General features: G+C 46.3%; 16 protein-coding genes and 1 other RNA gene. 10 read left to right on the forward strand and 7 right to left on the reverse strand.

Annotation, left to right across the window (positions count from 1 at the left end):
- The first annotated feature begins 144 nt into the window (after positions 1 to 144).
- The 4 genes from DESLBE_RS26695 to DESLBE_RS21870 all read left to right on the forward strand — a co-directional run bounded on the left by DESLBE_RS26695 (position 145) and on the right by DESLBE_RS21870 (position 2,641).
- The gene (locus tag DESLBE_RS26695) at positions 145 to 303 is read left to right on the forward strand and encodes a hypothetical protein (RefSeq protein WP_005816331.1); all 159 of its coding nucleotides are present in this window, start codon (positions 145 to 147) and stop codon (positions 301 to 303) included.
- Positions 304 to 370: 67 nt separating this feature from the next.
- Positions 371 to 760: RNase P RNA component class A (gene rnpB / locus DESLBE_RS21860), an RNA gene on the forward strand.
- A 255-nt stretch (positions 761 to 1,015) separates the two neighbouring features.
- Positions 1,016 to 2,146 (forward strand): zinc-dependent alcohol dehydrogenase, encoded by a 1,131-nt coding sequence (locus DESLBE_RS21865; protein ID WP_058491206.1) that lies wholly within the window; start codon positions 1,016 to 1,018, stop codon positions 2,144 to 2,146.
- A gap of 114 nt (positions 2,147 to 2,260) precedes the next feature.
- Positions 2,261 to 2,641, forward strand: a complete 381-nt coding sequence (locus tag DESLBE_RS21870) for a hypothetical protein (RefSeq protein ID WP_058491205.1) — start codon at positions 2,261 to 2,263, stop codon at positions 2,639 to 2,641.
- 91 nt (positions 2,642 to 2,732) lie between these two features.
- Here the strand turns inward: DESLBE_RS21870 and DESLBE_RS21875 are convergent, their stop codons facing one another.
- Both DESLBE_RS21875 and DESLBE_RS21880 read right to left on the reverse strand, forming a co-directional pair.
- Positions 2,733 to 3,104: a YueI family protein gene (locus DESLBE_RS21875; protein WP_058491204.1), complete on the reverse strand. Its 372-nt coding sequence runs from the start codon at positions 3,102 to 3,104 to the stop codon at positions 2,733 to 2,735.
- A 79-nt stretch (positions 3,105 to 3,183) separates the two neighbouring features.
- Positions 3,184 to 3,471, reverse strand: coding sequence for a hypothetical protein (locus DESLBE_RS21880; protein WP_026183953.1), 288 nt, complete (start codon positions 3,469 to 3,471; stop codon positions 3,184 to 3,186).
- A gap of 252 nt (positions 3,472 to 3,723) precedes the next feature.
- Between DESLBE_RS21880 and citD the strand changes: the two genes are divergently transcribed.
- From citD to DESLBE_RS21900, 4 genes are all read left to right on the forward strand, one after another.
- Positions 3,724 to 4,008 (forward strand): citrate lyase acyl carrier protein, encoded by a 285-nt coding sequence (gene citD, locus DESLBE_RS21885; RefSeq protein ID WP_058491203.1) that lies wholly within the window; start codon positions 3,724 to 3,726, stop codon positions 4,006 to 4,008.
- Between the two features lie 70 nt (positions 4,009 to 4,078).
- Positions 4,079 to 4,783, forward strand: coding sequence for a CoA ester lyase (locus DESLBE_RS21890; protein WP_058491202.1), 705 nt, complete (start codon positions 4,079 to 4,081; stop codon positions 4,781 to 4,783).
- A gap of 93 nt (positions 4,784 to 4,876) precedes the next feature.
- Positions 4,877 to 6,421, forward strand: coding sequence for a citrate lyase subunit alpha (gene citF / locus DESLBE_RS21895; protein ID WP_035214682.1), 1,545 nt, complete (start codon positions 4,877 to 4,879; stop codon positions 6,419 to 6,421).
- Between the two features lie 151 nt (positions 6,422 to 6,572).
- A complete protein-coding gene (locus DESLBE_RS21900) occupies positions 6,573 to 6,761 on the forward strand; it encodes a hypothetical protein (protein ID WP_018212530.1) in 189 nt (62 codons plus the stop codon).
- Positions 6,762 to 6,869: 108 nt separating this feature from the next.
- On the opposite strand, the gene DESLBE_RS21905 is transcribed toward DESLBE_RS21900, so the two are convergent.
- The 3 genes from DESLBE_RS21905 to DESLBE_RS21915 all read right to left on the reverse strand — a co-directional run bounded on the left by DESLBE_RS21905 (position 6,870) and on the right by DESLBE_RS21915 (position 8,781).
- On the reverse strand, positions 6,870 to 7,169 hold the full coding sequence (locus DESLBE_RS21905) for a hypothetical protein (protein ID WP_058491201.1): 300 nt from the start codon (positions 7,167 to 7,169) through the stop codon (positions 6,870 to 6,872).
- Between the two features lie 297 nt (positions 7,170 to 7,466).
- Positions 7,467 to 8,261, reverse strand: coding sequence for a protein-glutamate O-methyltransferase CheR (locus tag DESLBE_RS21910; RefSeq protein ID WP_058491282.1), 795 nt, complete (start codon positions 8,259 to 8,261; stop codon positions 7,467 to 7,469).
- Positions 8,262 to 8,343: 82 nt separating this feature from the next.
- Positions 8,344 to 8,781 carry a YaaR family protein gene (locus DESLBE_RS21915; RefSeq protein WP_058491200.1) on the reverse strand — a complete coding sequence of 146 codons (438 nt, stop codon included), beginning with the start codon at positions 8,779 to 8,781 and terminating at the stop codon, positions 8,344 to 8,346.
- A 39-nt stretch (positions 8,782 to 8,820) separates the two neighbouring features.
- Here DESLBE_RS21915 and DESLBE_RS21920 point away from each other — a divergent pair, with 39 nt between their 5' ends.
- On the forward strand, positions 8,821 to 9,861 hold the full coding sequence (locus DESLBE_RS21920) for a M20/M25/M40 family metallo-hydrolase (RefSeq protein WP_058491199.1): 1,041 nt from the start codon (positions 8,821 to 8,823) through the stop codon (positions 9,859 to 9,861).
- Positions 9,862 to 9,884: 23 nt separating this feature from the next.
- Here the strand turns inward: DESLBE_RS21920 and DESLBE_RS21925 are convergent, their stop codons facing one another.
- Both DESLBE_RS21925 and DESLBE_RS21930 read right to left on the reverse strand, forming a co-directional pair.
- On the reverse strand, positions 9,885 to 10,715 hold the full coding sequence (locus DESLBE_RS21925) for a flagellar motor protein MotB (RefSeq protein ID WP_018305781.1): 831 nt from the start codon (positions 10,713 to 10,715) through the stop codon (positions 9,885 to 9,887).
- Positions 10,716 to 10,770: 55 nt separating this feature from the next.
- Positions 10,771 to 11,544, reverse strand: a complete 774-nt coding sequence (locus DESLBE_RS21930) for a flagellar motor protein (protein WP_018305782.1) — start codon at positions 11,542 to 11,544, stop codon at positions 10,771 to 10,773.
- A gap of 226 nt (positions 11,545 to 11,770) precedes the next feature.
- Between DESLBE_RS21930 and DESLBE_RS21935 the strand changes: the two genes are divergently transcribed.
- Positions 11,771 to 12,394 carry a Uma2 family endonuclease gene (locus tag DESLBE_RS21935; protein ID WP_018305783.1) on the forward strand — a complete coding sequence of 208 codons (624 nt, stop codon included), beginning with the start codon at positions 11,771 to 11,773 and terminating at the stop codon, positions 12,392 to 12,394.
- Positions 12,395 to 12,455: the final 61 nt, after the last annotated feature.

The raw sequence follows: 12,455 nt of genomic DNA on the forward strand, positions 1-12,455 counted from the left end.
GAGTGATTCGAATCACGGACTCAGATACAAAAAATATGTTAGACTTTAATTATTGAAAGTTTCCTCTAATACCAATACATTTTTGGAGTCAATACATTGTTTTCGAGAATTATACGAAATGGAAATATAAAGGAGGACTACATCATGAGTCGGACAGAATTTTTACGCCAAGAGCGGGACCGCATTTTAAAGCAACTATCGCAAGGTTCGGAGAATAAAGCCAAACTGCTGACATCCCTTATGGATATTGATGCTGAAATGGAGCAATTGCGTCAATCAGGGAAAAGTTTCGCTAAAAGTTAGTTGGTTGGCTATTGATCCATTTAAATCTATTTGACCAAAAGGCCGGAATCAAGTAAGATAGTTAAGCAAAGTTAATCAGATGGTCGCGGAAGTAAGAACCGAAAGGTTGCTTCTGAGGAAAGTCCGGGCTCCATAGGGCAAGGTGCTGGGTAACGCCCAGTGGGAGAAATCCTAAGGACAGTGCAACAGAGATATACCGCCAAACAGCGGCCGGTCCGATGACTGACTGAGCGTTTGGTAAGGGTGGAAAGGCGAGGTAAGAGCTCACCGGCAGCCTGGTGACAGGCTGGCCCTGCAAACCCCACTTGGAGCAAGACCGAATAGGGAGACTATAAAACGGCCCGTTTTTGTCTCCGGGTAAGGTCGCTTGAGGCCGTTGGTAACAACGGTCCCAGATAGATGATCATCACCTTCTGAAAGGAAGGAACAGAACCCGGCTTATAGATTGGCTTTGCATTCATTTACGAATGAAGGGGAACTTGGGATTTGCATAATTATGCATAGGAGTTTTCCTCTATATGACTCATGTTTAGCATAGCAAGAGGGTTGTCGTACTACGGCAACCCTCTCGCTATTTTCAGATAGTAATATAAGTTACAAAAGTTACCTTCATAAAATGGCAAATACATCAAGGCTCAAAAAATTGGTTTTGTATAGATCTGCACTGCCAGGAGAAAGCTATCTGCAAAATAACTTTCTAGAAGGTGTAGGTATGAAAGCAATAGTTTATGAGGGAATTCGGGATGTTAAAGTTAAGAATGTCGGAGATCCGGGAATACAGAAGCCTGACGACATCATTGTCAAGGTCACATCCACAGCCATATGCGGCTCGGATCTTCATCTTATTCACGGTATGGTTCCCGGTATGCCCGAGGGGTTTGTTCTTGGTCATGAGACCATGGGCATCGTAGAAGAGGTAGGCGGGGATGTGTACAACATTAAAAAAGGAGATCGGGTTATTGTGCCTTTTCCTATTGCCTGCGGACATTGCTGGTACTGTGAGCATGACCTGTGGAGTCAGTGTGATAACGCGAATCCTGAAGCCGAAGTGGGAGCGTATTTTGGCTACAGCAATACTTTTGGCGGTTATGATGGGGGACAGGCGGAGTACCTGCGAGTTCCTTACGCCAATGTGGGGCCTAAAGTGGTTCCGGAGGAATTAACCGACGAACAGGTCCTCTTCTTGACAGATATCCTGCCTACCTCTTACTGGGGAGTGGAAATCGGCGGGGTAAAAAAGGGCGATACAGTGGTGGTTCTGGGCTGTGGGCCGGTAGGTCTGCTGACCATCAAATGGGCTATTTTCCAGGGGGCCAAGCGAGTCATTGCCGTGGATCATATTAGCTACCGGCTGGATCATGCCTATAGATACTATGGGGTGGAGGTCATTAATTTTGAAGACCACGACAACACCGGCGAGTATATTAAGGAGATAACTCACGGAGGTGCCGATGTGGTGATCGACTGTGTAGGTATGGATGGTAAAGCGTCCACCTTTGAGAAAATGGAGACCTTGCTTAAGCTCCAAGGGGGCTCCAAATCAGCCATTGAAATTGCCACTCAGGCAGTGAGAAAAGGTGGAACCGTAGCTTTGGTAGGGGTCTATGGTTCGAAGTATAATTTGTTTCCTCTGGGGGATTTTTTCTCCAGAAACATTACCTTGAAGATGGGGCAATGCCCGGCCCATTCCTATGTGGAGCCGATCATGGAATTGATCAAAACAGGCCGGTTTGATGCTACAGATATCATTACTCACCGGCTTTCCCTAGATAAAGGGGAACATGCCTATGAGATTTTTGACGAGAAAAAGGATAACTGCATTAAAGTTGTCTTGAAGCCATAGAATCCTATTTGCCCAAGCGCCTAAAAGTCCATGGGCTGCCGCCATCCTGGTATAGGAATAAGAGAAGTATTATGGTAAAATGCTGACAGAGGAATCTTTAAAGGTGGTGGCAAAGTGGAGAATGAGCGGCTTATTCTAGAATTGCTGCAAGGCATTAACCAGCAAGTTCAAGGCATTGACCAGCGAGTTCAAGGAATTGACCAGCGAGTTCAAGGAATTGACCAGCGTGTCCAAGGCATTGATCAGCGCTTAAGAAAGGTAGAAGTGTCCATCGATGATATTCGTAAAGACATTAAGATTCTAGCTGAAGGCCAAGTGGCTCATCGTGAACAAAATGAAAGAGAACATGAACAAATTATTCGGCTTATTGATGACAAAACTGTTGTATTAGAAAAAGCAATAGTTCATAACTCTGTGGACATCAGAGAAATCAAGGAAGAACGGGATGAAGTCTTTGAGGTTCTCAGCAAGCGCAGGGTCCAATCCGTGAGCTGATGGATCAAGATGTGCTAAGATGGATATAAAATTAAATTAAGATAAAAAGGGACGGACCAAAGCGTATTTTGCTTTGAACCGTCCTTTTATTTTACTCAACCTCGATCTTATCCACATCCACAGCGTAGTCAGCCACCACGATTAGGCCCGCATTGCCTTTCAGGCTGGGGTCATTGACCACGGTATAAGGCTTGCTGTGTTTGCGGGCGATTTTTATATATTTATCACGATATCGATAAGCTAAATCCCCGTTGAGAAGAAGGCGGGAGGCCCGGGGATCTTTAAGCGCTTCTTCGATTTCAGGATAGACATGGCTATCATCTACCTGGTCTTTGGTAAGCAACCTGATGATTCGTTCACGGAATTGACCAAGGTGCTGCACTTTCTCACTGTGTTTGAGCTCGGGCGTTCCGTGCAGGCCGACCATAAGGCGTTGTTCCAGTTCGTTTTGCTTCTCACTCATTGTGATTCCCCCTTGTCAAGGAAACTTCCGTAGTAATAGGCTTTCTATTGAGGAGCCTAATTATCCTTCTATAGGCAATCTAAATAATAGGTTGAGAAATCTTACGATGAACTTTGGCCAGACGGCTATTGCGAAGATAGAGGAGAAAATCTACCGAGACCATAAGCAGGTTCAGTATATAAAGGTAGATTACCTGATCGTACTGGTAAAAGAGCTTGTGCAGAATGCCGGCGATATAACCGAAGATCAGAATGATAAGAAAGAAAGGGCTTTTTCCTTCTATCGACCGGGATACATAAGATTTGTGAATGGAGAAAGGCCATGCAGCTCCAAAACTAAGGAGCATAAGGGCTTCAAAGATACTCACATAGATGCCTCCTAGGTATATAATGTGTAGTTCAGACTGGTTCTTTACAGAACGTATGCTTAAATTATACACCTGGTTTTGAGAACTGTCTCAGATAGTTAGATTTTCGTAAAATTCCGAAATTTCCCAAAAGTTTGCTTTACTATTGTCAAAGTGAGAAGAATAGGTTTACACTTAAAAAGATAGTGCACACATATTGCATAAAATGAGACAAGAGCATGCAATACTTAAGAGGTGTAAGGAGGAATTTCTATGAAGATCAGCACTACGGCAAAGGCGGGGGCATTAGAATCCAATGATGTACTGGTGACTGTGATGCCCAATGATCAAGGCGGGGTTCAAATTCAATTGGAAACCAAACGAGTCATCCTCAAGCAATTCGGTAAGCAAATCGAGGAAGTTGTGCGGGACAAGGTGGCTGAAATGGGTGTAGATAATGTCATCGTTAAAGTCCAGGACAAAGGTGCCTTGGACTATACCATACGAGCACGTGTTCAGACGGCTTTGGAGAGGGCCCTCGCTTCAGAAATGCGTTGAAGTTTTGATAATCGAATTTCGAAACGGTGTTTTATTTTTTGTGTTTTTCTTATGAAGGGAGACGTTTTTAATGATAAAGAGAAGAAGAAGTCTTTTAATACTATCCGGAAACAGTCCAAAAAGCATGCAAGATGCACCTGTGTTTGATCCTGATGTGGTTCTTTTTGATTTGGAAGAAAGAGTCGTTCCCCAGGAAAAAGACAGTGCTCGTCATCTGGTCAAAGAAGCACTCAGTTTCTTGGACTACTCTAAGACAGAAGTCATGGTTCGAATCAATCCGCTGGACACCGAAGACGGGCAAAAGGATATGGATAGTATCCCTCGGGTAAAGCCGGGGGCCCTCGTTATCCCTAAAGCCAATCAGGAAGTCATCAAACAGGTGGATAGTATACTTACAACCATAGAAAATGAAGAGGGGTTTCCTCAAGGCGGTATTGAGTTGATTCCTGTCCTGGAAACGGCTCTGGGTATAGAGACCATCAACACCTTGATCGAGACTTCTCCACGGGTTACCGGCGTATGGCTGAATGCCGAAGGTCTCATGGACGAGTTCGGCTCGAAGCGTACCAAAGAAGGGGATGAACTTCGCTATGTTCGTGGCCGGGTAGGCATCGCCTGCCGGGCAGCCGGTATCCATGCCATCGACACCTGCTTTGCTGACAGCAATGATAACGAGGGTTTGGAAAAGGATGCCTTAACCGCGAAAAGAATGGGCTTTACAGGAAAACTAGCCTTGGATGGACGTCAGATTGATACCCTGAATGCCATCTTTTAAATAATCGTGTAATCGTGAATCCGGAGGGAAGAATCAGCGAAAGATCTTAATCTTATTAAGAACGATATTAGAGAAGAAGGGATGAAAAAAGCCATGAAGAATATCCTTGGAAGAGAGATACTGGATTACATAGAAGGCTACGGAGAAGTCAGGCCATTCATGGGGGCCTTTGCCAACTATGGTGAACGGGCTAAAGCTTCAGTGACACTGCGCTCCGTTAAACCCGGAGAGAAGAAACTGCTGGCCAATATTGAAGAGGCTTTAGATAAAGTGGGAATCAAAGATGGAATGACATTATCCTTTCATCACCATTTAAGAAATGGCGATTATGTCCTTAATCAGGTGATGGCTTCTGTCGCCAAGCGTGGGGTCAAAGATATTCATGTGGCGGCAACAGGAATTTTCCCCATTCATGAGCCCCTTGTGGAGTATATTAAAAAGGGTATCGTCACCAAAATTTCCGTCAACTATATTTCCCCTGGACCTGTGGCTAAAGCCATTTCCCAGGGTCTCCTGCAAAAGCCTGCTGTGTTGATGAGCCACGGAGGGCGCCCCCGGGCGATTGAAAGTGGGGACCTCCATATTGATGTGGCCTTTATTGCCGCTCCTACAGCCGACGCTTATGGTAATCTCAACGGAGTGGGCGGCCCTACCGCCTGTGGCACCTTATCCTATGCAGTGGCCGATGCCTTCTTCGCAGATAAAGTTGTGGCAGTAACCGATCATTTAGCCCCTTATCCGGCCTGTCCCATTGAGATTACCCAAGACTTTGTCGATTATGTGGTTCAGGTGGATTCCATCGGTGATGCCAATGGAATTGTTTCGGGAACTCTTACTGTGACCAAAGACCCTGTGGGTCTGCGGATTGCCAAAATGGCCGCCCAACTCATCAATGAAGCAGGGTATATCCAAAATGAAATGTCCTTCCAAACCGGAGCCGGCGGAACATCCTTAGCTGTAGCTGCTGAAGTACGACAATTCATGAAGGAAAAGAAGGTGGTCGGGTCTTTTGCTGCCGGTGGGATTACAGGCTATATTGTAGATATGCTCAATGAAGGGTTGTTTCGAAACCTTTTTGATGTGCAATGCTTTGATTTGCAAGCCGTGGCATCCTATCGGGAAAATCCACGGCATCAGGCCATGTCCGGTTCTCTCTATGGAAACCCTCATGATAAAGGAGCTATCGTCAATAACCTGGATGTCATGATCTTAGGAGCTACGGAGATCGACACGGACTTTAATGTCAACGTGGTCACTGGTTCCGATGGGATCATCATGGGAGCTTCTGGGGGCCATAACGACACCGCAGCCGGCGCTAAGATCGCCATTATCGTGACCAACCTGACCAAAGGGCGGCTGCCGGTGGTTAAGGATAGAGTCACCACAGTGACCACTCCCGGAGAAACCATCGACGTTTTAGTGACTGAGCGCGGTATTGCCATCAATCCCCGCCGCACCGATCTCCTGGAAAAGCTTAAAGACAGCGAACTGCCCATCATGGCCATTGAGGAACTCAAAAAACTATCCGAAAATCTGACTGGGGTTCCCGAAACCATAGAGTTCACCGATCGGGTGGTGGCTGTGGTGGAATACCGGGATGGAACCGTCATTGATGTGGTAAGACAGCCCAAGGATTAAAGGAGAAAAAATCAACAACTCTGGATGGAAATGCAAGTTGCAACATACCGGTGAATAGGATATCATTATCTTAATGAAAACTGAATACGTACTCCAAACTCCCGAGATTTACCTGAAAGAGAGAAAAAATGGTATAAGGGGCGTGTGCATTATGAAATTTCAAGACCTGGGACGAAGCGCGCGTATTGAACTGGCGAAGATGGCGAAGCAGTTGGGGATGAAGTATATCGGCTATAACCCCACAGCCCAGCAGGTCTCGCTGGAGTACAAAGGTAAAGGAGTTACTTATCATGTGGATGAGCTGGTAGCAGCCTACCAACAATCCAACCATCCGACTTAAGAGGTTATATTGAGCTAAAATTAAATAATGACACAAAAAAGGGACTGTAAAAGTCCCTTTTTCATGCAAATCAAAAGGCGCATACGCTATTCAGCTCTTTTTCGCAATTTAGCCATGAGCAAGCATGGGCTGTTGCATTAAATAAGCTGATTTGCGCTTGCGCCTCAAATGCATATTGATAGGCGTGCGTTGAACACTGCAGGTGGTGGAGAAGGTAACAGGAAGTGGACGATAGGAGACTCCTTCCTCCAGAGCACGTGCTTCTTCAAAGGCACGGTACTCCTGCCAATGGGCATAGAAATCCTCCTTGCTGACAGGGCATACCTCCCCTCCTGTCAGCTGAAAAAGATAACGATTGTTATCAGGGTCTTGGACATAACAGATGATAAGATTACCGTGGAAATACAATAGAAATCCCACCTTCCTCTTAGTTTTAGTTAGCCTCTGACCAATATCCTTTACTTGGTTTTAATATTAGTTTAACAAACTATTGATAAAATGAAAAGTAAGATATCCGACAAAATGAGCTCTTGCACCACCTCTGCCTCGGGTAAGGCTGGGCTTTTAAGTATAAAAACCTCAGATAAACCAATTAAAAATCGATTATTGACGAACGATTCTTTTAAAAATCCCCTGTGTTACTCCGAAAAAGAATCTTCCTTTTCCGATGACACAGGGGTAGATGGCAAAAATATGGACAAAGCGTTAGGCCTTGATTTGCTTTTCATAGAAGAATGAGGAGATCAGCTTAAAGCCCAGATGGTTCATGCCAAAGAGATGTTCCGTGCTTCCGGTAAAGAGAATCCCTCCCGGGTTCAAGGAGTTGGCGAATTTACGATAGAGCATGTCTTTGGCCTCCTCGGTGAAGTAAATGACCACATTGCGGCAGGCCAGCAGATCGAAACCTGAATCGAAGCGGTCGGTGAGAAGATTTTGCCGTTGGAAGGTGACAGCCCGTTTGACCTGATCCTTGATTTGGTACCCACCATCGACAGGAGTAAAGTACTTCTTAATGATCTCCGGGGCAGTGCTGGCGAAATCAGCTTCCTTATAAATCCCCTTTTTCGCTTGTTCCAGAACATTGACATCAATATCCGAAGCCAGGATGCTGAAACGGGCCTGGGGGAAGTATTCCATTAAGGTAATGGCCATGGTATAGGGCTCCTGCCCGCTTGAACATCCCGCACTCCAGATCTTTAAGGGAGTCTTCTTTTCAAGCAGCTTGGGAAGAATCACTTCTCTTAGTGTTTTCCATTGGTTGGTATCCCGGAAGAACTGAGTGACATTAATGGTTAAATGTTTGAAAAAGGCATCGAACAACACCTTATCCTGCTCCAATGCCTTAATGAAGTCTGGGAAGGTCTTATGATTATGTGAAGCCATAAAGCTTCGGATACGCCGCTCCATTTGATTCTGCTTATAAAAATTAAGATCGAGCCCGCTTTTCGGATGGAAAGCTTTGATAAACCATTCATAAGTATTGGTATCTAAATTTGCCAAGAAAGCACCTCTTTTCATCTTTTTTGCTTTTTTATTGCTAACTTTAAGCATAAAGAAGGAATTTGGCCTGGTCAAGATGAAATCATCCAAATAAATCAATGATCAGTCCGCGAATCTCATCGATTTGGCTGAGAATCTCTAAAGGCTTTGCCTGGGTATCCAGTACTTTTTGCCCAAGCTCCTCAAGGGCTTTATCAATATCGTTGATTCGTGAGAGCACCTTAGGCCGTCCTTGAAAATCCCAGAAGGATTCTTCAGAGACCCGACGGCTTTGCCCGAAGGTGGAGCGTAAAAAGGACTTGACCATATCTTTGAAATCGGACAAATCCCGCAGTGAGAAACTTTCAGCCAGCTGCTGGCCCTTCTTTTCCAAACGGGTCAAAAATTCCTGAAGTTCCTGTCCCTGCAGTTTCCGGGTCTGATTCATAATCTGATTGAAATCAAGCTCCCCCTTTTGGGATGAGGAATTGGTGCGGGTCAGGGACTCGGGCTGTTGAGCTCCGTTAATTCGTAGTGGCATTGGTATTCCCCCTGTAAAAGACTTGAAAGGACGCTGTACATGCAAACACGACGGATTTTTTTGAAAATGCTATTTGGTCTGGGAGCTTTTGCTTTACCGTGGATCGGCTTTGACAACAAGTTAAAAGCAGCGATTGAGCCTTTAATGAAGCAACCCCGGGTCAAGCTCTACGTAGTCCCTCCGGAAGCCCAAACGATTTATGAGTATTTCCAATCGGCAAGCCTCAACAGAACAGCCATGGATGATATTCTGGCTTTGAGCGCTCCGGAAATGGAAGGAAGACGAACCGGTCAGGCAGGGGAGGGAAGAGCGTCCCAATATCTGTCCCGGGAGCTGAGCATGCTGGGACTTAAACCCATGGGGGATAATGATCAGAGCTATGCCCATGCCTTTACGATTCATGAAGTCAAGGAAACTTTTGTGGGTAACCGCTTAACCTTTACCGTAGGCAACCCTGACCATCTTCGGGCCCCCAGCCTGAATATTCTCGGCGGACTTAAGGGCGACACGGAGGAGATTATCCTGATCTCAGCCCATTATGATCATCTGGGGATCTTTGAAGGGCAGTTGTACCCGGGAGCAAATGACAATGCTTCCGGAGTGGGCTGTGTCCTTGATGTAATTAGGCGGCTGGTTCGGGAGAATGCGGTTCCCAAGAAGACTCTGGTCTTCGCCTTTTGGAGCGGGGAAGAGATGGGCTTTTTGGGCTCGAAAGCCTTTGTCAGGAATCCTAGTTTCCCCTTAGAAAGAATAAAGGCCGTTATCAACGTAGATACCATCGGTAACGGCATGATTGGCAATTTCGGCCTTTGGGCGGATAATAAGGCCGGGATAGCAGTTGAAGCTGTGCAAAAGGCTGCCGCTGAAGTGAGCGCCAGCGCTATGGTGGTTTCCGGCAATGGTCATAACAGCGACCAGATCACCTTTGCTAAAGTGGGCATCCCGGCGGTAACCCTTCTGGCCCGGGAGTGGCTGGAAAACAACCACACCACTCAGGATACCATAGGGATAGTGAAGCGGGAGCAGGTTGAGCTGGCCACGGAAATCGTTTACCGGGCGATCAAGAACCTCGCTTTTTAAGGGTATTTCAACCATTCGCTAAGTTAACGGAGTGCGGAGGTTCCTGAAGTCGGATCGGTTTCCAGGGACTGTCCGGGCTCCGTTAAGTCATATTTGGAGCGGAGGATGACCAGGTCAACCCGGCGGTTTCTTGCCCGTCCGGCTTCGGTGTCGTTGGAGGTAAGAGGACGGTATTCTCCATAACCGGTAGCGGAGAGCTGTTCAGCTGGGATGATCTCCTGCATGATGTGCACCACATTGGTGGCCCGGAGGACGGAAAGCTCCCAGTTGCTGGGGAACCGGCTGGTGTTAATGGGGAGATTATCCGTATGCCCTTCCACTTTGATGTAGTTTGGCGCTGAAGCAAGAACGTTGTTGATTTTATCGAGGATTTCCCGGGCTTTGGGGGTGATGACTGCAGCTCCGCTCTCGAAAAGGAGGGTATCCTGAATGCTGATGACCAGTCCCCGTTCTTCAATAGAGGAGACCAGCTTGGTTTCGATGCCATTATCTGCAGCAAATTTATCCAGCTTCTGCTTAATGGTTTCAATGGTCATATTCTCCATATCGGCGCCGGTACCATCACCATTTCCTTCGCCATCCTCGGGTCCTTTTCCTTCTTGGGGTTTGTTGGCGGGGTAAGTTTCAATCAGGTTTGGTCCGGAGGGAGAGGTGCCGATCTCGACCTGGGCAGAGCCTCCCCCTAAAGCGATGCTGAGGGACTCCGCCATGGCCTGGAATTTATCTGCATCCACCCTGCTCATGGAGTACATGACGACAAAGAAAATCATGAGCAGAGTGATCAGGTCCGAATAAGTCAGAAGCCAACGTTCGGAAGTATCTTTTTCGGGTTCTTCAGTTCGTTTTCTTGCCATGTGTTCACCTTAATTCTATACTATGTTTTATTTGGCGGAAAGAGCATCGTTCACTTTACTCGTTCCGTGAGTGTGCCGGCTCCATAATATTGCCAAGATGAGTTTTTAATTTCTCTTTGAGAATAGAGGGGTTTTCCCCGGCTTGAATGGATAGAATCCCATCCATAATCATTTCCATGGAGGCGACTTCGATTTTATCCTTTTGCTTGAGCTTTGTGGCGATGGGCAAATAGAGAAGATTAGCAAAGCAGACGCCGTACAAGGTCGCCAAAAAGGCTCCGGCGATGGATTTGGAAAGGGATTCCGGGTCTGTGAGATTGCCCAAAACATGGACCAGTCCCATGACCGTACCGATAATCCCTAAGGTGGGGCTATAACCCCCTGCGGCTTCGAAGACGGAGATGCCGACTTTGTGGCGTTTTTCCATCACGGCAATATTGGACTCGAGGATCTCCCGGGTAATATCCGGATCCGTGCCGTCGATGACCAGCTGCATTCCCTGTCGTGTAAAACGATCTTCTACTTCTTCCAGCTCCTGCTCAAGACTGAGCAGACCTTCCCGGCGGGCCTTCTCTGCAAAGCGAATGAGGGTCTCGTATGCTTCCAGTGTACCATAACTTTTATCAGTAAAAGCAATCTTCAGCCAGGTGGGTAATTTTTTCATCTCCTTCAAGGGAAAGCTGGCAAAGACTGCTCCGAAGGTGCCGCCAAAAACAATAATGGCGGGGGGAAGCAGAAACAGTGAACTCACATGCCCCCCTTCGAGGATAAACCCGAGAATCAATGCTCCAAAACCGATGATAATTCCTAATAATGTTGAAATATCCATTATGCTTGGCCGGTAAACCGGCTACCCCCTTTGTTAGATTTTTTGTTAGAAATGGTGTATGTTCGAGGAACCTGCTTAAGGAAGAAGGCACTATAAAGAATATCGGCAGAAAAGGCATAAAACTTTATAGGTCTAAAGGCCCATAATGAAGCTTATAAAGAAGAAGGAAGGCTGTCTCGACGGTTTTGCCATTATGTGCTAAAATTGTAGTAAAGGAGGGAATTCAATGGAGCAAGAAGTTAAAGAAAGCTCGGCTGTGGAACAATACACAACCAGAAAGTTTACTTATGCTGATTATCTTACTTGGCCGGAGGATAACCCAGTGGAACTCATTGAGGGAATACCTTATGCCATGACTGCGCCAACGAGAATTCATCAGGAAATTGTAGGTGAAGCTTTCCGTCAAATCGCTAATTATTTGGTAGACAAGCCCTGTAAGGTCTACGTAGCGCCTTTTGATGTAAGACTGGCAGATGCTAAGGCTAAAGCTGATACCATCACGAATGTAGTGCAGCCGGATATAGCGATCATCTGTGACCGGGAAAAGCTGGATGATAAGGGATGTCTGGGCAGTCCCGACTTAATCATGGAAGTCGTATCTCCTTCCAGCGCTGCCAAGGATTATATAAAAAAGCTCAATCTCTACGAAAAATACGCCGTCCGGGAATACTGGATCATTCATCCGATAGATAAGATAGTGATGGTTTATCAACTGGAGCAAACAGGGAGGTTTTCCAGATCCACGATTTATCCTTTTGAGGAAACCATTCCTGTGGGGATTTTCGATGATCTGACGATTTCCCTGGAAAAGCTCAGCCGGGAGCTGTCAGCAGAGCAATATACCCCTTAATGAAAAGTGCCCTGGTCTCACTTTCATGGTGAGATTAGGGCGTTTTTGGGGGTGAAACCAG

Source organism: Desulfitobacterium sp. LBE (genome assembly GCF_007830365.1).
Taxonomy (GTDB): domain Bacteria; phylum Bacillota; class Desulfitobacteriia; order Desulfitobacteriales; family Desulfitobacteriaceae; genus Desulfitobacterium; species Desulfitobacterium hafniense.

Excerpts from the sequence above, each read along its gene's own strand:
- DESLBE_RS26695 (WP_005816331.1), top strand. The coding sequence starts at position 145 with ATGAGTCGGACAGAATTTTTACGCCAAGAGCGGGACCGCATTTTAAAG.
- DESLBE_RS21865 (WP_058491206.1), top strand. The coding sequence starts at position 1,016 with ATGAAAGCAATAGTTTATGAGGGAATTCGGGATGTTAAAGTTAAGAAT.
- DESLBE_RS21875 (WP_058491204.1), bottom strand. The coding sequence starts at position 3,104 with ATGAGTGAGAAGCAAAACGAACTGGAACAACGCCTTATGGTCGGCCTG.
- citD (WP_058491203.1), top strand. The coding sequence starts at position 3,724 with ATGAAGATCAGCACTACGGCAAAGGCGGGGGCATTAGAATCCAATGAT.
- DESLBE_RS21890 (WP_058491202.1), top strand. The coding sequence starts at position 4,079 with ATGATAAAGAGAAGAAGAAGTCTTTTAATACTATCCGGAAACAGTCCA.
- citF (WP_035214682.1), top strand. The coding sequence starts at position 4,877 with ATGAAGAATATCCTTGGAAGAGAGATACTGGATTACATAGAAGGCTAC.
- DESLBE_RS21900 (WP_018212530.1), top strand. The coding sequence starts at position 6,573 with ATGAAATTTCAAGACCTGGGACGAAGCGCGCGTATTGAACTGGCGAAG.
- DESLBE_RS21915 (WP_058491200.1), bottom strand. The coding sequence starts at position 8,781 with ATGCCACTACGAATTAACGGAGCTCAACAGCCCGAGTCCCTGACCCGC.
- DESLBE_RS21920 (WP_058491199.1), top strand. The coding sequence starts at position 8,821 with ATGCAAACACGACGGATTTTTTTGAAAATGCTATTTGGTCTGGGAGCT.
- DESLBE_RS21925 (WP_018305781.1), bottom strand. The coding sequence starts at position 10,715 with ATGGCAAGAAAACGAACTGAAGAACCCGAAAAAGATACTTCCGAACGT.
- DESLBE_RS21930 (WP_018305782.1), bottom strand. The coding sequence starts at position 11,544 with ATGGATATTTCAACATTATTAGGAATTATCATCGGTTTTGGAGCATTG.
- DESLBE_RS21935 (WP_018305783.1), top strand. The coding sequence starts at position 11,771 with ATGGAGCAAGAAGTTAAAGAAAGCTCGGCTGTGGAACAATACACAACC.